Source organism: Lactonifactor sp. BIOML-A5 (assembly GCF_009677585.1).
GTDB lineage: Bacteria > Bacillota > Clostridia > Lachnospirales > Lachnospiraceae > Lactonifactor.
Map to the genome: position 1 here is coordinate 12920 of NZ_WKYV01000014.1, position 20616 is coordinate 33535.

At 48.3% G+C, this 20616-nt stretch carries 24 protein-coding genes; 2 read left to right on the forward strand and 22 right to left on the reverse strand.

What is annotated here, in order from left to right; all coding sequences use genetic code 11:
• Nucleotides 1-159: 159 nt before the first annotated feature.
• A complete protein-coding gene (locus tag GKG41_RS12125; protein WP_154258984.1) occupies nucleotides 160-1368 on the forward strand; it encodes a uroporphyrinogen decarboxylase family protein in 1209 nt (402 codons plus the stop codon).
• 59 nt (nucleotides 1369-1427) lie between these two features.
• Here GKG41_RS12125 and GKG41_RS12130 read toward each other — a convergent pair whose 3' ends face one another.
• The 22 genes from GKG41_RS12130 to GKG41_RS12235 all read right to left on the reverse strand — a co-directional run bounded on the left by GKG41_RS12130 (nucleotide 1428) and on the right by GKG41_RS12235 (nucleotide 19716).
• Entirely contained in the window at nucleotides 1428-2798 is a 1371-nt protein-coding gene (locus GKG41_RS12130) for an aldehyde dehydrogenase (protein WP_154258986.1), read from the reverse strand.
• A gap of 83 nt (nucleotides 2799-2881) precedes the next feature.
• A complete protein-coding gene (locus GKG41_RS12135; RefSeq protein WP_154258988.1) occupies nucleotides 2882-4066 on the reverse strand; it encodes an iron-containing alcohol dehydrogenase in 1185 nt (394 codons plus the stop codon).
• A gap of 32 nt (nucleotides 4067-4098) precedes the next feature.
• Nucleotides 4099-4680, reverse strand: a complete 582-nt coding sequence (locus GKG41_RS12140) for a hypothetical protein (protein WP_154258990.1) — start codon at nucleotides 4678-4680, stop codon at nucleotides 4099-4101.
• A gap of 181 nt (nucleotides 4681-4861) precedes the next feature.
• Nucleotides 4862-6268, reverse strand: a complete 1407-nt coding sequence (locus tag GKG41_RS12145) for an FAD-dependent protein (protein ID WP_154258992.1) — start codon at nucleotides 6266-6268, stop codon at nucleotides 4862-4864.
• Between the two features lie 117 nt (nucleotides 6269-6385).
• The gene (locus GKG41_RS12150; RefSeq protein ID WP_154258994.1) at nucleotides 6386-6649 is read right to left on the reverse strand and encodes a glyoxalase; all 264 of its coding nucleotides are present in this window, start codon (nucleotides 6647-6649) and stop codon (nucleotides 6386-6388) included.
• Nucleotides 6649-7437 carry an HAD family hydrolase gene (locus tag GKG41_RS12155; protein ID WP_154258996.1) on the reverse strand — a complete coding sequence of 263 codons (789 nt, stop codon included), beginning with the start codon at nucleotides 7435-7437 and terminating at the stop codon, nucleotides 6649-6651. The genes GKG41_RS12150 and GKG41_RS12155 overlap by 1 nt, the downstream gene beginning before the upstream one ends.
• Nucleotides 7430-8098, reverse strand: a complete 669-nt coding sequence (locus tag GKG41_RS12160) for an HAD family hydrolase (protein WP_154258998.1) — start codon at nucleotides 8096-8098, stop codon at nucleotides 7430-7432. The genes GKG41_RS12155 and GKG41_RS12160 overlap by 8 nt, the downstream gene beginning before the upstream one ends.
• Before the next feature lie 139 nt (nucleotides 8099-8237).
• Complete coding sequence (locus GKG41_RS12165) at nucleotides 8238-9437, reverse strand: site-specific integrase (protein WP_154259000.1); 1200 nt, start codon at nucleotides 9435-9437, stop codon at nucleotides 8238-8240.
• A gap of 143 nt (nucleotides 9438-9580) precedes the next feature.
• Nucleotides 9581-10813, reverse strand: coding sequence for a site-specific integrase (locus tag GKG41_RS12170; protein ID WP_154259002.1), 1233 nt, complete (start codon nucleotides 10811-10813; stop codon nucleotides 9581-9583).
• Nucleotides 10814-10874: 61 nt separating this feature from the next.
• The gene (locus GKG41_RS12175; RefSeq protein ID WP_044933357.1) at nucleotides 10875-11111 is read right to left on the reverse strand and encodes a helix-turn-helix domain-containing protein; all 237 of its coding nucleotides are present in this window, start codon (nucleotides 11109-11111) and stop codon (nucleotides 10875-10877) included.
• 9 nt (nucleotides 11112-11120) lie between these two features.
• Nucleotides 11121-11651 carry a type II toxin-antitoxin system PemK/MazF family toxin gene (locus GKG41_RS12180; RefSeq protein WP_154259004.1) on the reverse strand — a complete coding sequence of 177 codons (531 nt, stop codon included), beginning with the start codon at nucleotides 11649-11651 and terminating at the stop codon, nucleotides 11121-11123.
• Nucleotides 11652-12262: 611 nt separating this feature from the next.
• Nucleotides 12263-12712: a sigma-70 family RNA polymerase sigma factor gene (locus GKG41_RS12185; protein WP_161213485.1), complete on the reverse strand. Its 450-nt coding sequence runs from the start codon at nucleotides 12710-12712 to the stop codon at nucleotides 12263-12265.
• 444 nt (nucleotides 12713-13156) lie between these two features.
• A complete protein-coding gene (locus GKG41_RS12190; protein WP_075877466.1) occupies nucleotides 13157-13516 on the reverse strand; it encodes a response regulator in 360 nt (119 codons plus the stop codon).
• A 64-nt stretch (nucleotides 13517-13580) separates the two neighbouring features.
• Nucleotides 13581-14312: an ABC transporter permease gene (locus GKG41_RS12195; protein WP_154259006.1), complete on the reverse strand. Its 732-nt coding sequence runs from the start codon at nucleotides 14310-14312 to the stop codon at nucleotides 13581-13583.
• Between the two features lie 12 nt (nucleotides 14313-14324).
• The gene (locus tag GKG41_RS12200) at nucleotides 14325-15056 is read right to left on the reverse strand and encodes an ABC transporter permease (RefSeq protein WP_154259009.1); all 732 of its coding nucleotides are present in this window, start codon (nucleotides 15054-15056) and stop codon (nucleotides 14325-14327) included.
• Nucleotides 15049-15972, reverse strand: coding sequence for an ABC transporter ATP-binding protein (locus GKG41_RS12205; RefSeq protein ID WP_154259010.1), 924 nt, complete (start codon nucleotides 15970-15972; stop codon nucleotides 15049-15051). Before GKG41_RS12205 ends, GKG41_RS12200 begins: the two co-directional genes overlap by 8 nt.
• 17 nt (nucleotides 15973-15989) lie before the next feature.
• Entirely contained in the window at nucleotides 15990-16415 is a 426-nt protein-coding gene (locus GKG41_RS12210; RefSeq protein ID WP_075877469.1) for a DUF3887 domain-containing protein, read from the reverse strand.
• A gap of 12 nt (nucleotides 16416-16427) precedes the next feature.
• A complete protein-coding gene (locus GKG41_RS12215; protein ID WP_154259012.1) occupies nucleotides 16428-17195 on the reverse strand; it encodes an ABC transporter permease in 768 nt (255 codons plus the stop codon).
• A gap of 105 nt (nucleotides 17196-17300) precedes the next feature.
• Complete coding sequence (locus GKG41_RS12220) at nucleotides 17301-18224, reverse strand: HAMP domain-containing sensor histidine kinase (protein ID WP_154259014.1); 924 nt, start codon at nucleotides 18222-18224, stop codon at nucleotides 17301-17303.
• Between the two features lie 2 nt (nucleotides 18225-18226).
• Nucleotides 18227-18928 (reverse strand): response regulator transcription factor, encoded by a 702-nt coding sequence (locus GKG41_RS12225; RefSeq protein WP_154259016.1) that lies wholly within the window; start codon nucleotides 18926-18928, stop codon nucleotides 18227-18229.
• Entirely contained in the window at nucleotides 18921-19109 is a 189-nt protein-coding gene (locus tag GKG41_RS12230; RefSeq protein WP_075877473.1) for a helix-turn-helix domain-containing protein, read from the reverse strand. Before GKG41_RS12230 ends, GKG41_RS12225 begins: the two co-directional genes overlap by 8 nt.
• 154 nt (nucleotides 19110-19263) lie before the next feature.
• Nucleotides 19264-19716 (reverse strand): sigma-70 family RNA polymerase sigma factor, encoded by a 453-nt coding sequence (locus GKG41_RS12235; protein ID WP_102269064.1) that lies wholly within the window; start codon nucleotides 19714-19716, stop codon nucleotides 19264-19266.
• A gap of 517 nt (nucleotides 19717-20233) precedes the next feature.
• Between GKG41_RS12235 and GKG41_RS12240 the strand changes: the two genes are divergently transcribed.
• Nucleotides 20234-20566 carry a helix-turn-helix transcriptional regulator gene (locus GKG41_RS12240; RefSeq protein ID WP_087168760.1) on the forward strand — a complete coding sequence of 111 codons (333 nt, stop codon included), beginning with the start codon at nucleotides 20234-20236 and terminating at the stop codon, nucleotides 20564-20566.
• Nucleotides 20567-20616: the final 50 nt, after the last annotated feature.

The following is a 20616-nucleotide window of genomic DNA, read 5'->3' on the forward strand; positions in this document are numbered from 1 at the left end:
ATAAATCTGGCATTTTTTTACAGTATTTTCTATTGCATCAATACAATTTATCTATCAATATTTGGTTTCTTAACCCATGAGAATATTCCCTGGCTGTGATATACTCAACAAAATCAAATAGATCCATTTCCCCCGCAGTGGATTCAAAAGGAGGACTCTATGACTATCAAAGAACGTATTCTGGCTACTCTGAAGGGGGAGCCCACGGATGCTTTGCCATTTGTCCCTCGCCTGGATATATGGTACAATGCGAATTCCAGAAATGGTACTCTGCCGGCCCCTTACAGGCATGCCACACTAAAAGATATCACCGATGACCTGGATTTGGGATACCATGCAATCATTCCGGATTTTAAGGATTTTATAAACCCCGAGGACGGAGATTTGGATGTAGGCATAGGTATCTATCATCTAAAGAATCACCCCTACCGGATAAAGCTCCACAATGTCAGACGCACCCATCAGCGAACCGGAGATGGTATTCTAAAGGTCCGGTATGAGACGCCAAAAGGGGATATCACCACCACAGTTGTGCACAATAAAGAGATGAAAAAAAACGGGATTACACTGTATGTAATCCGTGAACATGCCGTCAAGTCCCCGGAAGACTATGCTGCTATGGCATATATTTTTGAAAATATGGAAGTAATCCCTGATTACAGCAATTACACACAGTTTCAGCAGGAATACATCGGTGATCGGGGGGTAGCGGTTGCCTTATCTGCCATGTGGGCCTCCCCCGGTCATTATCTGATTAAGGAACTGATGGCTTTTGATACGTATTATTATGAGCAGTACGACAATCCGGAGGAGATGGATGCTTTTATACAGCAAATCACTCCCTTTTGCCAGAAGCTTTTTGATGCGGCAATCAATAGTCCGGCGGAAATTATTCTGTCAGGAGCCAATTATGACGCATCATTTACCGCACCCGCAATGTACGAGGAATATATTCTTCCAACGCTAAGGCGCCAGTCGGAAATCGCCCATAGCAGAGGAAAATTCATCGCAACTCATACGGATGGAGAAAATACAGGACTTCTGGAATTATACAAACGGTCTGGTTTTGATCTTGCTGATTCTATCTGCCCTGCACCCATGACAAAAATCTCACTGGAGGATACCCGGCGCATCTTTGACGGAACGTGTACCATCTGGGGAGGAATACCCTCTATTTCTGTATTGGAGGATTCTATGGATGATGTGACGTTTCAGAGATTTATAGATCAGAAATTTGAAAATCTGGGACGGGGAGATCACTTGATTTTGTCTGTAGCAGACACTGTACCCCCTGCCGCTAAGTTTGAACGGATTCTTTATCTTCAGAAAAAAGCCCGAGAATTTGGTGCTGTAATGCCTTCCTTATGAATACAAAAAGGCACAAATCTCTGAAACCATCTGAGATTTGTGCCTTGTATTTCTCCGAATTATTTTAAAAACATCCTCAAAAGCTTTTCTTTTCCAGATGTATACGGCTGATACCGGATGGGAAGATCGATCCAGTTGTATTTTTTTACCATGCTTTTTTTATGGCTGAAGGTATCAAAACTAAGTTTCCCATGGTAACTTCCCATACCGCTGCCTCCCACTCCTCCGAAGCCCATCCGGGAGGTAGCCAGATGGATGATGGTGTCATTCACACACCCCCCTCCAAAGGAAAGACTGCCCAGGATCTTTTTTTCCGTCTCCCTGCTCCTTGTAAACAGATAGAGGGCCAGAGGCTTTTCTCTCTCCCGGACAAAAGAGACAGCCTCTTCCAACGTTTCATAGGTGAGGACTGGGAGAACCGGTCCGAAAATCTCTTCCTGCATTACAGGAGACTCCCCGGTAATGTGATCCAACACCGTTGGCGCTATCTGCAGAGTCTTTTCACAGCCGTATCCGCCCTCCAGAATCTCCTCCCCCTGAATAAGTCCCAGAACTCTGCGGTAGTGCTTTTCATTGACCATCTTGGGGTAATCAGGGTTTTTCAGAGGCTCTTTCCCCAGCATTGCGGTGATCCAGTGCCGAACATATCCAAGCAGTTCGGTTTTGACAGAACGGTGCACCAACAGATAGTCAGGCGCCACACAGGTCTGCCCGCTGTTCAGATATTTGCCGAACACCAGCCGTTTGGCCGCCAGCTTCAGGTCAGCGGTCTCATCTACGATGCACGGGCTTTTTCCTCCCAGCTCCAGGGTAACCGGCGTAAGATTCCTGGATGCCTTTTCCATTACCATTTTTCCCACCTGAACGCCGCCGGTAAAGAATATATAATCAAACCGCTGCTCCAGAAGCTGGGTATTCTCCCTGCGGCCCCCCAAAACCACAGCAACATACTCTTCCGGGAAAGCTTCACTTATAATCTTTTTAATTACCTCTGAGGTTGCCGGGGAATAAGCAGAGGGCTTCAGGACACAGCAGTTGCCGGCGGCAACTGCGCCGATCAATGGTTCCAGGCACAGCATAAACGGATAATTCCAGGGTGACATAACAAGGGCCACCCCATACGGTTCCGGGATTACATAGCTTCTCGAGTGGAACTGAGACAATGGTGTCAGAACTCTCTGTTCTCTCATCCATTTTGCCAGATGCTTTCTTGCATAAGAAAGCTCACTCAAAGTAAGCCCTACCTCTGTCATAAAGGATTCAAAGGTAGATTTATTCAGATCCAAGGATAAAGCCCTTTGAATCTCCTGTTCGTTCCTTTTGATGGAAGCTTCCAGCCGTTCCAGTGCCTTCATCCGGAACCCGCAGCTTCTGGTCTTTCCTGTATAGAAATATGCTCTTTGCTTTTTTACTAATTCTTCAATCTCCATAAATACCTCCCTGAACCTTCTGCATTTATGCCTGGTCTGATTTGGTAACCGTAAGTATACTCCAACTTTCAGGGCCTGTCAATTTAGTACGCTTGTTTTAGAAGCTCCAGAACATCTTCTACACCCGCCTGCCGGGGATTTACAATCATTGCTCCGTCATTGACCGCCGTATTCGCTGCCTGCAGAAAATCCTCTGTCTTTACACCTAATTCCTTCAAGGTAAGGGGAAGACCGCAGGCGTTGTGGAGTCTGTTTTCCATATTACGTATCTCCCTTATGAGCTGCTCTGCCCTCTCCGCCGCAGGTGTTCTGCTATAGAGGTTGTCCCCCGCCAGGTACAGCAGCAGTTCTCCGTACTCTTTTCTGCATTTTTCCAGGTTATATTCCATTCCGTAAGGCAGGAGTACCGTCATAGCGTCACCGTGAGGTATATGGCAGACACCCCCAAGGGCATGCCCTACCGCATGGACAATGCCTACCATGGAGTTGGAAAAAGCAGCGCCTGCCATCATAGATGCATTTGCCATTGCCAGCCTTGCCTCTTTATTTTTTCCGTTTGCCACGGCTTCCTCCAGATACGTGCCTATCATCTTTACGGCAGATATGGCATAGGCGTCGCTGAGAGGATTTTTCTGAAGACAGCTGTATGCCTCAATGGCATGACAGAGGGCGTCCATCCCTGTGGAGGCAGTCATCCTGGGAGGTAATGTCTCTGTCATACGGACATCCAGAACCGCCGCATCCGGCTGAAGATAGTAAGAGATGAATTCCATTTTAAGCTTTCTTGCCTCATTCCTTATTACAGCCACCAGAGTGGACTCTGAACCGGTCCCGGATGTTGTGGGGATAGCGACGAAGGGGATCTGCTCTCCTCTTTTCATACTTTCACATCCGAGAATTTCCATAATGTCCACTGCATGCTGGGAAAGAATCATCCTTGCGCCTTTTGCGGTATCGATCACGGATCCGCCGCCCACCGCTACGATGCCGTCGCAGTTATTTTCCTTATAATAGCTTCCGATACGGTTAACGATTTCCAAGGAAGAATCTGCAGGGATATCTGTATAGATCCCCCCAATCTCTGTTCCTCCTGAGAGAAGGGCATCCAATACCACCTGGAGGGTTCCAATCTTTTCGAGCATCTGATCCGACAAAATCAGAGGCCGCAGGCAGCCCAGGTTATCCAGTTCAACAGGTATATTTTCCAAAGCAAAAGCTCCCGAAAGAATCTTCGCAGAGCTCTGAAATTCATAATATTCTGGTATCATAGTTCTATCTTTTTCCTTTCTCTGATGGACAGTCAGCTGGCCCCGCCGGCCGTTCTGGCAGTATAGGTAATCTTATTCTCTCTTGTCATCCGGTAGCGTCCTGACAGAATCCCCCCTGCAATGCGGATGTACAAGCCCAGGGCACTCATCTCTTTTTCCGGGATCTCCTTTAGAATTCTTCGGGTGATAAATTTGGGAAACAGGTAAGCTTCCACCAGATCCACACTTCTTGAAAAAGACATGGCGGTCCCAATATCCCCCTTCATGGTAAATCCGTGGGCAGCATAGGCCCCCGCGATTCCCATCTGTCCTGTGAAAACCAGAAAGGCACTGTCAACACTTTTAAACTGAAAACAGGTATCATAGTCAGACTGTACCCTGGGATCCAACCGCTCCAATCCCCTGCCAGTCTTTCTGATATATAGACTCGGGCCATTCTTATGACACTGCAGACAATAGGTCATTCCATGTTTCCAGCTGTCAACCTCTCTCTGTATCCGGGAATCCCTTTTATATAATTCAAACAGCCCTCCGTAGAGAACATAAAGGACAATTCCTTCTATTCTCTTCTTTATCCGGTTGCTCCATTTCTTTTTCATACTCATATCGCTCATAGAGCCATCACCTTTATCCTCATTCCGTTTGCAGAATATTTCTTTATTGGTATCTGTTGGAAGTATATCATATTTTCATTTGTACTTCAATTATTTTGAAACACAAAATATTTGAAGTAAAAAGGGGACAGGGGAAGTTGAAAATGGGACACCCCTGCCCTGATTTGGGGACGTGTTCTTTCTAAAAAGAACACGTCCCCAAAATACTTCTGGCAACGCTGATTCCGTTTGCGGATGCCTGCTGCAGTCCTCTGGTGACGGATGCACCGTCCCCCACTGCCCGCAGTCCTTTGATGCTGGTCTGAAATTCTCTGTCCACTACTACTTTATTGGAATAGAATTTTACTTCTACTCCGTACAGAAGGGTTTCATCGCTTGCGATTCCGGGCGTTACTTTATCCAAGGCATCGATCATCTCAGCGATATCTACCATGATTCTGTGGGGAAATACCAGGGACAAATCTCCCGGTACTGCATCTTTCAGGGTTGGAATCAGGTTGTTTCTGCACAGCCGCTCTTCTGTCGTACGCCTGCCCCTGCGGAAGTCTCCGAAGGTCTGCACCATGATTTTACCATCGCAGAGCATGTTGCTCAGCTGGGCGATCTGTTTGCCGTACTCGATGGGTGTCTTGAAAGGCTTCGTAAAGTTTTTAGACACCAGCAGAGCAAAGTTGGTGTTATTAGTCTTATATTCCTGAGATTTGTAGGCATGTCCATTGACCACCGCCAATCCGTTTTCGTAGTATTCCGTGGCAACCTCACCGGAAGGGTTGGTGCAGAAGGTACGCACTTTATCGTCAAAGGTAGGTGTGTGGTATACCAGCTTTGCCTCGTAGAGGTTCTTATTCAGAAAATCCATCACCTCGTCCCGCACCTCCACACGGACTCCAATGTCTACGGTTCCCACATTAGTCTCTATTCCGTGGTCCCGGCAGATATGGCTGAACCAGTCCGCTCCTTCCCTTCCCACGGCGGCCACAAATTCTGTACCTTCATAGCGCTCCCCATTGTCTGTCACTACTGCTCTTGCCTGATTGTCTGTAATCTCAATATCCGTCACCATGGTATTGAATTTCATTACAATTCCTTGTTCCAGCAGAAAGTCCTGGAGACGGTGATAGATCTTGTATCCCTCTTCCGTACCCAGATGGCGGATGGGACACTCTACCAGCTTGAGATTAGCCATAATTGCTTTTCTGCGTATCTCTCGGATCTCTGCCTCCTTGTCCACACCGTACACCTTTGTGTCTGCCCCGAATTTCAGATAAACATTGTCGGATTCTTTCAACAGTTTCACAGTTTCCTCATATCCCAGAATCTCAGGAAGATTCCCCCCCACATCAGGAGATAAAGACAATTTCCCGTCTGAAAATGCTCCTGCTCCCGCAAAACCTGTGGTAATGGCACAGGGCTGACATCCCATACACTTATTCGTTTTCCGTTTGGGACACTGCCTTTTTTCTATAGAGCGCCCCTTCTCAATCATAAGAATTTTCATATCCGGTTTCTGCCGAATCAGCTCATATGCGCAGAAGATACCGGATGGTCCTGCCCCGATAATAATTACATCATATTTGTTGCATCCCATTTGTGTCTCTCCTTTTTCTGTCTCTCACAGCAGTAAGCTGCCCGACAGTCTGCCCTTCGAAAGGCCGTCCTGACGGGCAGCTTACTGCTGCTCTGTCTGTTCCATGTAAAACGCCTCTCAGCCTTCTACAATCAGATACTGCCCGTTGGGCAGTTTGAATACTTCGCTGGCTTCCTCCAGCTCATCATTGCTCATGGTTTCTACATCCATCCCGCTCTCGTCAAAATATGCCCGGACTTCCTCCATGGAATCCACCACAACAGCCATGCAGTCTTCCAGAAACGCCTCCGCTTCTTCCAAGGTCTCTGCCACTGGTTCGTCAAATAACTGATCCTGATGACTTAAGAAATACGCCAAACACTCATCACTGTACTCTTCCATTATACTCTGCCTCCTTTTTCTATAATTTTCTTTAACACAGGTTCTACTCTCTCTGCAGAATATCTGCAGATTTGTCTTACCCCTTCCTGGGCATTGGTCATAGCGTAACTGTACTTTACCGCCTGCAGCATTTCCACATCATTATAGTGGTCTCCAAATGCCATACATTCCTCCGGCCGGATCCCCAGCTGTCTCTGCAGCCGTTTTATGGCGCTGCCTTTATTCGCCCCCACAGGAGTCATATCCAGCCAGACATTGCCGGATGTGACTACAGTTACTTTTGATCCGAAGGTTTCCTTCCAATAATCTTCTGACTGAGCAATCCCCCTTTCGTCATACACCGAGATCTTCATATACTCTTCTTCTACTGCGAAAATGTCGTCCACAACGGTTACATGATTTTTGACAACATTGACCATGTGATAATAATATGCGGGGCTCTTCGGCTGAATATAACAAGTACGTTCCCCGGATAACAGAATCTCTGCATTGTCCTTATTCCATATGGTATGCATGATCTCCTGTCCTAATTCTCTGGGCAGGATATCTTTATGTAATATTTTATTCTTATACTGTGAGAGACACCCATTTTCCGCAATATAGGCGATCTCTCCCCTCACAGGTGCAAACAGTCGCTCCAGATTCGGAATCTGTCTGCCGCTGGCAGCTACAAACAAGATTCCCATTTGCGTGAGCCGGTGCACCAGTTCCCACATCTCCGGTTCCAGATCACGTTTCCCGTCCTGCAAAAGAGTGCCGTCCAAATCGCTGGCTATCATCTTAAGCATACTTTCCATCCTCCAGGATCTCCAAAATCTGCTCCGGATAGTCTATCAAAAACCTGGCGTGATGTTCCCTTAATTCCTCTGCGGGCCGGAATCCCCAGGTCACCCCCACGGTATCCATTCCTGCAGCTCTTCCCGTATCCATATCTGTATTCGTATCTCCCAGATACAGACATTCCCCAGGCTTTACACCCAGCTTCTTAGCAAGATACAATGCACCGTCCGGCGACGGCTTTCTGGGAATTTCTTCTGTCTGGCCCTGTATCATAGAAAAGAAATTCTTTCCGAATATTGTCTCCACCACATGAACCGCTTCCAGGTGGGGTTTGTTGGAAAATACGGCTGTCTCTATCCCCATACTCTTCACAGTCTCCAAAACCGGGCAAATCCCCGGCATAGGCTTTACATGATATAAGGGATCCATGGCAAACCACTTTCGAAAAAGAGTTTTCCCCTCCCTGTAGTGCACCCCTGCAGTATCCCCGGCTGCTGCCAGAGCTCTTTTTAGTGCCATATCCACACCATCTCCGGCAAAATAATTATAATCCCTCACCGGCTGAGGAGTCAGGCCAAAGTGTTCCAGTACCATATTCCCTACTCTGGCAATAGACTCTACCGTATCCGCCAGTGTACCGTCCAAATCAAATATGCACAATTTATACATGGGAGAACCCTCCCCCAGGAAACCCTGCCTTAACCGTTCTTTCGTCCGATTTTCCTTGATATTCCGGGCTTTTTAGCCCCTGCCCTCAAATGTTGCCCCACTATTTAATCATAAAATGGGGACACAGGATACTTTGATTCTATTGTCGAAAGGCGTCATTTACCACACCTACAAGTTCTTCAGGTTTATTATACTTTACCTGCGCGTAAATGTCCATCGTTGTTTTGCTGTTTTCATGCCCAGCAAGATATTGGACAGTTTTTGGATCAACGCCAGCGTACAGCAGGTTAGTAATATAGGTGTGGCGAAGTTGATGTGGGGTCACATCAAAGTCAATGGCATACACCAACTTAGGATTGTTTTTCTGGTGTTCCCCAGGGGTGGGTGTTACGGTGCATTTGATGCACTGGCCATTTACATACTTATAATAGTTATGGGGTTTCGTAGAGCGAACGGTTACATACTTCCAAACTCGCTGGAACTGCGAATACGAAAGTGGCTGCCCAGTACGGTCTGCAATCACATATTCAGATACGGCTGTTTCCTTGACTTCGCGCAGACAAGCAACCAAGCATTTGGGAATGGGAACATCTCTCCGGGCCGCCTTCGTTTTCAGCGTTGTGGAAATCACCGGCCTGTTATGTTCTGAGCGCCATGCCCTCCGTACAGAGATGTACGGCGTAGGAACATCCAGAAATACGCAGTCCCATTGCAGTCCCAGAATTTCTTCACGACGCAGGCCGGAATATAAAGCGATCATTATAAATGTGTAGGGCGGAAGTCCTTTGACAGTATCCAAAAGCAGCTTCACTTGCTCATCCGTCAAAGCATTTTTCTTTTTCCCCGGTTTTCCTCCTTTGGCTGAAAGTCCCTCACAGGGATTATAGTCAAGTAGTTGGCTTCGCTCTGCCGAATAAAAGACACATTTCAGGAGCATATTGACCGTACTATACAATCCAGCAGATTTTGAAGCCAATGGAATCATCGCAAGCCGAATATCGTCTGCTGTTACATCTGACAGATACATTTCTCCCAAGGGCTTGACAATATAGTTGTTCATGGTCTGGGTATATCCTCTCAACGTGCCGGAAGATACCTTTGCCGACTGCATGAGCAGCCACTTCTCGCAATACTCTGCCACCGTTGGATGTTTTCTGCGGAAAACCGCCTCCTCTACCTGGCGTCGGGCCTCCATCTCCTTTAGCTGGAGTTCCTCGCAGGTTTCAGCATACAAGTCCACTCTCTTTCCATCGGCATCGGTGATCCGAGTCCTGTAATATTGAATCCCCCTCCGCATGGTAGTGCCATACCGGGGAACATTTTCTTGTTTTTTCGCCATGATTTCAGTTCCTTTCTATTTAATATGTATTTCAGCGCCGATACCTTCTTTATACTGAAAAACCATGGCTCTATCAAAGGTGCGATTCTGGAAAACGTAAAGGACGGGGAACACTCCCCGCCCTTTGTACGTTTTCCGTCAAATTATTGTGCCGCTTCGTATTCACCGCCATCCCATTCTGCAAAGGCTCCGCTTAAAACTCCTGCCAGTTGCTCCGGCTTGTTGTACTTTACCTTCGCATAAATGTCCATCGTGATCTTACTGCTCTCATGGCCAGCCAAGTATTGAACTGTTTTCGGGTCTACTGAAGCGTGAATCAAATTTGTGATGTAGGTATGACGAAGCATGTGTGGCGTAACGTCAAAATCCAGGCTATATACCACATGACCGTTGTTCCGTGCTTTTTCACCCAGCTTCGGGTAAAGCATATACTTCACATATTTCCCGTCCACAAGTTTGCGGGCTATCCTCGGTTTTGCTGTCCGTGTCACGATATACTGCCAAAGCCGCTTAAACTGCGTATAAGACAACGGCTCCCCATCCTGGTTAGCAATTACATAGTCTGATGTCGATTTTTTCTTTGCCTCTCTCAAGCACTCTGCCAAACGATCCGGGAGAGGGATATTCCGCTCCGCAGCCTTCGTTTTTAACTCTGTGAGAATGACCGGCCTGTTATGTTCCGTATGCCACGCCCGCCGAACCGTCAAATACGGCGCATCTGTATCCAGATATACCGAATCCCATTGCAGCGCAAGGATTTCTTCCCGCCGCAGCCCAGCATACAGACCAATCATCACAAATACATAGGGCGGCAACCCGCGAATGGCGTCCAAAAGCCGTTCTACCTGTTCATCCGTCAAAGCCTGCCGCTCCTCCTGCGGAACGCCTCCGCCTTTTGCCTCAAGGTATATCGTCGGGTTTGTATCAATCACATGGCTCTCCTTGGCCGCCCGGAAAATAGACTTGTAGAGGATTACCACGGACTTATAAACTGAAGCCGACTTTTTAGAGACTGGCACAAGGGCAACCTGGATGTCATCCAGGGTTACATCGGCCATTCGTTTCTCACCCAGCTCCTTGATAATATGCCGCCGCACCTTGGATGTATAATCGATCAATGTGGTGGCACGGATATGGACAGACTGCATCAGAAGCCACTTTTCACAATACTCGGCAACCGTGGGGGATTTACGCCGGAATGTGGCGTTATCGATTTGCTCAAGAGCCGCCATTTCCTTGTCGTAAACTTCCTCGCGGGTTTTTCCGTAAAGAATCACCCGTTTGCCATCTGCGTCCTCAATATCTGTTTTGTAATACTCATGCCCATTTATCTGGACTTTGCTGTACCTGGGAATTCGTTTTCTTTTTGCTGCCATTTTTCTACCTCCAAATGCAATCAGTGTTGTATCTTTGTTTTACCAAAACCGCACGATTTGCTCAAAGGTGCGATTTGTTTCCTCGCACATTTCGGTAGGTCGCTTTCTTTTCCACAGGTTTTGCCCGATAGGTGCATTTAGCGACATATTCCTGAAGGTAGGCAGAAGTGAAATATACGCATCCATTCGGCACATACTGAATATAGGAAATCAAACCGCTGTTTCTGGCTTCATCCAAGGTGGCAAGGCTGATTCCTAACAGTTTTGCTGCCTCCTTACGAGTAATCAGCTTTTCCATATCCAATCTTCACTTCCTTTCCTTCTTTTTTACCACTTCATAGTCAAAACCGGGCCGCTGGCCGCAGTAAGTGCAGATGTCCTTTTCCACCCGGCCAGGGTGAACCCTGCGCAAATAATAAGAGCCTGTGCCGTAGAAGTTGTTGGCACAGGCCGGACAAAGGCACATGATTAAATTTGGGGGTGTTTCTTCGATCAATCCCACGCTGACAGCCAGGGCGCGGTTGAGCCGGCGAATATGCTGTTCCTCCAGATGTCCGATGTACGTTTCCAGCCGCCTTTTATCAATGGTGCGGAGCTGCTCCATCAGCACCAGAGAAGGCAGCTCCAGGCCGTTCTCTGCTTTGAGAAGGTAATGGGTAGGCAGCTTGGCCTTGGCGTCCACTTTGCTGGATATGGCTGCCACAATGACCGTGGGGCTGTGCTTGTTTCCAGTATCATTCTGAATAATCAGGACCGGGCGATAACCTTCCTGCTCGGAGCCGATTCCCCGGCCCAAATCGGCATAGTACATATCGCCGCGATGATATGTTCTGTTCATGCTTATGACCTCCCTTTGAAATGCAGGCGGCTGCTGCCGCCTATGTAGAACCGGACAGCAGAACAGAATGAAGGCCGGGGAGAGATAAAACAATCCTCTTGTTTTCATTGGCCCGTCCTGCTGTACGGCTCATATTTCAAAGCGTTCCTATTTGTCCTCGACACCCCGGAACACTGCGGGAAGTCATCAAACGGCTGGCAGCTCACCAGCTCCACGGGGAATCTCACCCCTCGCGTGGTTCTCACGCAACCGCCCCCATTGCCTGCGACGGATCACGGTGGCAAACCGCTTCAACGCTCGGACGTTAGGCTGGACGGGAGTATCGCTCCGCTGCTGGTCATGGCCGTACCGGGAGCCGCCCGGTACTGGCAGCCTGCTGTTTCTCGCTCCTTGCCGGGAAGAACAAACCAAAGACCTACAATTTCTTTTTGCGGTGGTGTCTCGTTGTTTTCTCCCGGCAGATCGCCGCGCAGCCGCTACCTGGGCTTTGGCTTTCGCCAAAGCAGCGGGAATGTGCTTGATGAATGGGTATGCAGTTTTCAAGGTGCCGTGAGGCCATAAAAAGAACCTCTCACCCTATTTGCCGTTGAGGGTGAGAGGTTGCACAACGATTATTCCAAAAATTTTTTAAGTTTTTTGAGGACCTTCATTTTCCGAACATGAACAGCATTGCGGAATACGCCAAGCTCGTCTGCATATTGCCGTTCCGTCTTTTCCTCAAAGAACAGCGCCTGGATCAGCGCACGTTCTTCTGGAGTCAGCAGGGAAAGCGCAGTATGTAGCCTGTCCACTTCCAGCTTGTGAAGCACTACGCTCTCCACGCTTTCCTGCTCATCGGAGAATTGCTGGGCATTTTCATCCACCAGCAGGTCCAAAGAATCTTCGCGGCTGGGGATGATCTGCACCACTTGGCCCTCCTCTCCGAGAACGAACCGCTCGGTTTTCAAATCGTTCTCAAAATAGCGCATTTTCCGGTCGCCCTGCATGTAGGCCCGGTACACTTCATCCGTAACCTCAACATATTGGCCGCGAATCCATATTCTTTTTTTATCAGCGTCCACGCTGTTTTACCTCCGATCAGTCTGAATTGCGAGAAATTCAGACTGGTCGGGCGGCCCCCTACAACGTGGGAATGGGGTTCCTCTATATTGAAAAACGCACCTGCAGAATGGGACAACAGCCCCAACAGCAAGTGCGTTTCCTTTTAGTTCGTGTAAATCATGGCATGATGGTTCAGTATGAAAGGCGTAAAGCCACGGTGAACAGCAAGCGATTTTTTGACAGCCTGCGCTCTGTCGCATTATGTCGAAACGCTTTTTCCTCCATGGCGGCTCCCTCCGTAAGCCGCCGATCCCGCCAGCGTCAGGGCGTCGTCAGTATGAGGGCATAAAGAACGGCGGCCTTGATTTTCTCAAAGCCGCCGAAAAAGTAATATGGGCGTGTCAATAAGTCTGCTGCACGACGGCTTTTTTTCTTTTGCCATCGTCCGGCAGATAATGAAAATATTATGTTTTAGGTTCAGGATTTACTAATGCCTTTACTTTCGCAATGAAATCACAGTCGGTTTTGCAGCAGAAAACGCCGCCATAAAATTTTGTCTGTTGTTCAATCAGGAAATCATCGTCGCCAGACATAAGCAGGAAAGGGACAGTGATCCCTTTTTGACGAATTTCTTCGAGCAAATCCAGTCCTGTGCCATCCCGCATATTATAATCAGAACAGATTGCTTCGACTTTTTGATGTTCCAGCAATCGCAACGCATCTTTTACCCCTGTTGCTGTATAAACCTCAAAATATTTTTCTAAAGCAGAGGTCAAAAAACCTAAAAAACCCAAATTGTCGTCTATGACAAGCAATTTTCTCATTAACTTCCCCCTTCTATCAGCTCCTTATTATGTTCTTATCTGATTGGTGGTTAGAAAATCAGAATTATTTTGCTTTCCTGTTCAGCCCTTTCAGAATGAACAGCGCCAGAACAGCACAGGCCAGCAGAACCACAACACCGATGAAAACCTGGGTTATGCTTGCATCGTAATAGCCGGAGATATTGAAAACGGCTGTCATGGGATATACTGTCTTTAGCTGGTTGGACATACTTGCGAACAGCCCGGCGAACGAATAAATTTCAGCAAATACCAGCGCCAGCCAGTAACCCTTCTTCATCCGGGCCACCAAAGCGATAATCGGAGAAATGGCAAAAAACACGCCGATCCCGTCCAGAAGATATGTTTTCAAGTTTCCCAAAACAAGGCCAATGGATAGAGCTTCAAAGTGTAAAACAGCCTCAATGAGAAAGGTAATAGCAAAAAGCAGAAGATAGATCAGGACGCTGAACACAAGGGCCAGCACCATTTTGGTAAGCGTCAGCTTCACTTCATCCACGGGAATGAGCCGCAGGGATTTTAGGGTGTCCTCCTGTTCCTCCCGGCAGATCATATAGCTGCCCAGCAGGGCAATGACCGCAGGCAACACATAAAAGGTGGCAAGGGATTGGGCCGCTGTCATAAACCATCCGGCACCGTCAATATAGCGGCTTTCATAGAACGTGAACTGACCCTGTGCAAAGACAATCAACGCCACCATGACCGTTGCAAAACCGGCAATCCACAAGATTTTAGAACGGCGGAGTTTCCGGCGCTCCGCCCAAAGTAAAAGCTCCATTTCAAATGCACCTCACTTTCTCTTTTTCAAAGCAGCCCCAGCCAGCAGGACAGAAGCAACGCCCCACACGCCTATGCAGAGGAACGCCCCCGGAATGTTGAGTGGCTGGGTAATTACGACACCCGGAATATCCCGCATAACAATGGCGGTCATGCTGGACAGCGGATGCAGGTACATATTCACCATCAAGAGGATAAAGCCGAGGAATGTATAAACCAGCGTCAGGCAGACGGGAAGAATATACCCCTTCTGCGCTGCGGCAGCCGCCAGTATTGGCAGCACCGCAAAGGCGGTCAGCAGAGAGATTTCCATACACTTCCGCAGAAGATAAAGGACGCTCCCGGTGTCAAAAGCAATATAGCCGGGCAGGACGCCGGTAAGGATGGACGCGGCTGCGGTAATCAGCATGAAGCAGACCGAGTACACCAGCACCACAGCAAATTTGCTGAAAAAGTACGCCATCTTATTGACCGGCACAATCCAGAGCTGTTTGAGCATATCATATTGGTTTTCGTTATACATCAGCATGGTACACAGCATCCCCAGCACCACCGGCAGGATAATCCACGGGGTATAGCTGAACGCCGTCCATTTGTAAAACTCGATGGGTTCCACGCCGGTTCCCTTAACACTTGCGAAGTAGAACACGGCGGCCAGCGGCATAAACAGAGCTGCCAGCAGCATGAGCCAGATAAATGTTCTCCGGCGCAGCTTTAGAAATTCAACCTGTATCAGTTTAAGCAATGCCCTCTCCCCCCGTAATCTGCTTGAAATAGTCCTCAAGGGTATCATTGCAGATTTGGGAGCTGATAACAGCCACATCCTGCACCACAAGGGCCTTGTTGATTGCCGCCATATCCAGTGCGGTGTCATAGAGTCGCAGGTTATGTTCGTCCTGCACCGCATAATCCATCACATGGAACTGCCGTTCCAAAATCAGAGAGGCTTTGGGGACATCCGACACCTGAAGCTGAATGTATTTCCGATTTTTCTTTTCCAAATCCTCCATGCTGCTTTCTTCCAGCAGTACGCCGTGGTCGATAATTCCAATATCGTCTGCCAGAAGCGCAATTTCAGAAAGAATGTGGCTGGAAATCAGAATGGTTTTGCCGCGATCCACGCTTAAATCCTTGATAAAGTTCCGCACTTCGGCAATGCCGATGGGATCAAGCCCGTTGGTCGGTTCGTCGAGGATCAAAAGCTCCGGGTCATGCAGGATGGCGTTGGCAATGCCGAGGCGCTGTTTCATACCGAGAGAATATTTGCTGAACAGCTTTTTGTCCCGGTAAGGAAGCCCCACGACTTCCAGTGCGTTCTTGACGGCGTTGGGCCGGGGCGTCCCGCGCAGCTTCGCAAAGATTTCAAGATTTTCTGTGCCGGTCAGGTTGGGGTAAAAGCCGGGGGTTTCGATGATGGCCCCAATGCGGGGATAAATGCGCTTCTCATGGCCTTTGATGTTCTGGCCGAATACATCCACTTCGCCGGAAGTGATTGGAGTAAGGCCCAAAATCATTTTCATAATGGTGGTTTTACCGGCTCCATTCCGGCCCAAAAGCCCGTAAATCCGGCCCGGCTTCACATGAATATCCACAGAGCTGACGGCGGTTTGCTCGCCGTAAATCTTCGTCAGCTTTTTGGTTTCAATCACAAAGTCACTCATAAATATGCCTCTCTTTCTTATTCTGCTTCATTTTTCCAAATGACATAGTTGTAAAGGCTGCCATCCGGGGAGTAGTTGATAAATACTTTGAAATCGCCCTTTTCACAGGGAATGACAAACTCAACACGGATTTGGTCGGAGTGTTCCGGCACATAGCAGGACACCTCCGGGGAAGCGTTCTCCGGCAGCCCGCCCAGCTTATCGGCTTCTTCCTTCCATGTTTCCTGTATTGCCTCCGCAGAAGTGTTGTCTTGTACGCCCTGCGGCAGCGCATTGAAGAAAGTTTCAAAATCTCCATCCATCATCTGGTTAAAGTATTCGGTAGCTTCCTCTGTAATAGCCTGTTGGTCGGGAGCCTCGCTGGAAGATGGGGCGGCCTGCTGGCAGGCGCAAAGCGAAAAAGCGAACAGAACACAGAGGAATAAACTAATCAATCGTTTCATAGGTCTTTCCTTTCAGTAAGATTGCTTTTTTAGAGCCACAACGGATGCGACGGCAAATGCTGCACCGATCAGGAGCAGAGAACCGGCACAAACAAGCGGCGAAGTATGGGGCAAAACGCCTTGCATCAGGCTTTCTACCATAGCGGCGGCTGCTTCGGAAATATGGGGATAAATCCCCATCACGCTTGCCAGCGGGTGTATTCCCGTAAGATAGGCAGGGGCAATGACTACGGGAACCAGATAAAGCAGCGTCGCGCCAATCGGCAGAATATATCCTTTTGACAGCGTGGCAAGAAACACAATCGGAAGCATGGCTATGGGGATCAGAAGCCCGCCCGTCAGATACAACAGGCCAGCATCCATCAGTGTTTGGGCGTTCAGGTCGGGAAAGCCCCCGGCAATCAGCCCGCCGACAACACATAAAAGAAAGGTAATCAGGCACAGCCCCACAGACATCAGGATCACCACAGCGACTTTTGAAAAGTATAGCTGCGCTTTTGTGATAGGAATGATGAGCAGTTCTTTCAGCGTATCGTTCTTGTGTTCGTCAAAAAATAAGGTTGTGGCGAACATTCCCAGCACAATCGGCAGGAACAGGCTGGACAGGTTCTTAAACGCCAGTGTATAGAGGTCGCCAAAGCTATCCATGTAGGGGCTGCTCCTTGCAATGCTGCAAGCCCGCTCAATCGCAAACGCCCCAAACAGCAGCGTCAGGGCCAAAATACACCAGACAATCTTATTCCGCTTCCATTTCTGGATTTCAGTTGCAATGATCGTCATGCGGTTTCCTCCTTTCATGGTTCCTATTATAAGGGACGAACCTTGCCATAACCTTGCCGAAATCTTGTTTTAACCTTGCTTTGAACGCAAGAAAGCCCTGCGCGGTCACAGGGCTTTCGGAAGTATGATGGTAAAGGTTGTACCAGCTCCGGGGACACTGGTTGCCGTGATGGTTCCTTTATGGACGCTCACCAGTTCCTTAGCAATGGAGAGGCCCAGCCCGTTCCCTTTGGCAGACCGGGAATGGTCGCATTGATACATCCGTTCAAAGATATGGGGAAGATCAGCGGCGGAAATCCCTTTCCCGTTATCGGCTAACATGATTTTTGCCTGCTGCTCCGTTTCGGTTATGGTCAGGGACACTTGCCTTGCGTCGCTGTGCGTCAGGATATTTTGCAGCAGGTTATTGAGAATACGGGTGTAGGCGGTGGGGTCAACCCTTGTCATGTATTCTGTTTCAGGTATCTCTATCTCGTAGGTAAGGTCGTGGTTTTCCAGTAACGGCACCCAGTCAGCCATAATGTTGCGGGAAAGCTCGTTCAGGTCGCAGACTTCAAAATGAAAAATCTGCTCCCCGGCATCCAGCTTCACCCATTCAAACAGGGCGGTCACAAAGTCTTTCAGATGATGGGCTTTTTCCGTAGCCACACGAATATATTCTTCCTGCTCGGCTCCTGTTACCATCTTGCTTTCCACGGCCTCCAAATAGCCTACCAGAGAGGCAAGAGGGGTTTTCACATCATGGGAAAGGCTTGTCATAAGCCGCTTATAAGCCTGCTCGGATTGTTTTTGCTGGATAAGCCGGGATTGGCTGCTCATGGCGATCTCGTTGATGTCATAACAGATCTGCTTCGTCAGGTCGCTTTTCCGCGCCAGTACACGGCGGTTCAGGTTCCCGTTCTTTATATCCGTCAGGGCATCTTTAATAAGGGAAAGCTGGCCCCGGACGCGGTGAAGTTTTGCCAAAAGGTAAGCAATCACCAGCAGGGCAATCAATAAGGCCAGCAGCAGATAAAGGTTCATCTCCATGCTCATGCCTCCTTATTGAACCGATACCCCACACCCCGGACAGTCTGGATATAAAACGGCTGTTCTGGATTTGGCTCGATTTTCTTCCGCAGTTTGCTGATAAAAGACATGATGTTGCTGTCGTCAAAGGCATATTCCTCCGCCCATACCTGCGTGTAAATCTGCTTCTTGGTAAACACCCGGCCTTTGTTGGACGCCAGAAACAGAAGCAGGTCAAATTCCTTGCCGGTCAGCTCTACCGGGAGATTTTGAACTGTCACCGTCCGATTGACTTTATCAATCACCATATCTTTCAGCAGCATAGTAGCGGCCTCGTTCCCGGCCACGGGATTTAAGGTGGTATAGCGCCGGATCAGGGAATTGACGCGAGCCATCAGCTCGTTAATGCTGAAAGGTTTTGTCAGGTAATCGTCCGCCCCCAGCCGCAGGCCAGAAACTTTATCTTCCTCATCGCTTTTGGCGGTCAGCATCAGCACCGGCACATTATTCTTCTCCCGAATTTTCTGTAATACCTGAAAGCCGTCCATATCCGGCATCATCACATCCAGAATAATCAGGGAACAGGTGTCTTTGTTTTCTTCCAGCAGCCGCAAGCCCTCTAAACCGCCATGCGCCACCACCGCAGACAAATTTTCCTGTTCCACGCATTTCTTCATCAAGGCACAAAGCTCCTTATCATCGTCTATAATCAAAACACTATTCATGTTTCAATGCCCTCCCTTGCTTTGTCCTGCCGTCCACCGGCTTTTTTGCATCTTTGGGGATTAGCCAAACCGTTCCCATTTTTTCAGCTCCCGGAATGCGTCCCTCGGAGCAATAATAATTGATCTGCCGTGGAGAAATTCCCCATTTCTCGCCGGCTTCTCTTAAAGTCATATAATCCATTGCACATACCTCCAGCACCTATTATACTTCGCTCTTTCGAAGAATACAAGCCAAGAAACATGAACGCCTAAATAAGAATATGAAAAATAAGTATAAACGATATAAAAGGAACCTCTTGCGTTATCAAAGCAAGAGGTTCCTCATTTGGTTTAATTTAGCCCTCCAATAAGAGCTTCAACTTTTTAAGGACCTTCATTTTCCGAACATGAACAGCATTGCGGTACACGCCAAGCTCGTCTGCATATTGCCGTTCTGTCTTTTCCTCAAAGAACAGCGCCTGGATCAGCGCACGTTCCTCTGGAGTCAGCAGGGAAAGCGCGGTATGTAGCCTGTCCACTTCCAGCTTGTGAAGCACCACGCTCTCCACACTTTCCTGCTCGTCGGAGAATTGCTGGGCATTTTCATCCACCAGCCGGTCCAAAGAATCTTCGCGGCTGGGGATGATCTGCACCACTTGGCCCTCCCTTCCGAGAACGAACCGCTCGGTTTTCAAATCGTTCTCAAAATAGCGCATTTTCCGGTCGCCCTGCATATAGGCCCGGTACACTTCATCCGTGACCTCAACATATTGGCCGCGAATCCATATTCTCTTTTTATCAGCGTCCACGCTGTTTTACCTCCGATCAGTCTGAATTGCGAGAAATTCAGACTGGTCAGGCGGCCCCCTACAACGTGGAAATGATGGGGTTCCGCTATATAGAAAAACGCACCTGCAGAATGGGACAACAGCCCCAACAGCAAGTGCGTTTCCTTTTAGTTCGTGTAAATCATGGCATGATGGTTCAGTATGAAAGGCATAATATCCCGTTGAAAAACGGGAAGTTTTTTTGACCGTACACCGTCAAACAGGCGGCCTACGACATAGAATCATACTCGCTGCTTCTAATGAGCAGCGGTGCGCAGGATGACCAACGCATGAAATATCCCTCCAGGCCAAAACGTGGTCTGGAGGGATGGCATGACAAACCACCCTGCCAAAACCTCGTTTTTTTTATTGGCAGGGCCATCTATGCAATTCGGATCAGTTCACTTTTCTCTGCACTGTCAGTTCTCTAAAATTTGAACTGCTATGCCATTATAAATCTGGCATAAATCTGTAAAATAGAAAGAGAGGTGAACTGTAGGTGCAGAGTAAACATGAAACGCTTGGTGAGATCATCAAGAATGCCCGCATAAAAGCAGATATTACGGTCGAAGATCTGGCCGCCAAAGTCGGAGTAGGCGAAAGATTTATATATCGTATTGAGAACGAAGGCAAAAAGCCCAGCTATGACATCCTCTACAAGCTGATTCGGGAGCTGTCCATTTTACCCGATCAGATTTTCTTCCCAGAAAAGCAGATTGAGGATTCTGAAATGGAAAGCCTTGTCCGTATGCTGTATAACTGCGATGAGCGTTCTATGCAGATCATCAAGGCGACAGTTAGGGCAGCCTTGGACAGCCAGCCCAAAGAGTAAAAAAGAGCCGATGTCCGTGGGAAATTCTCACAGGTTCATCGGCTCTGCGT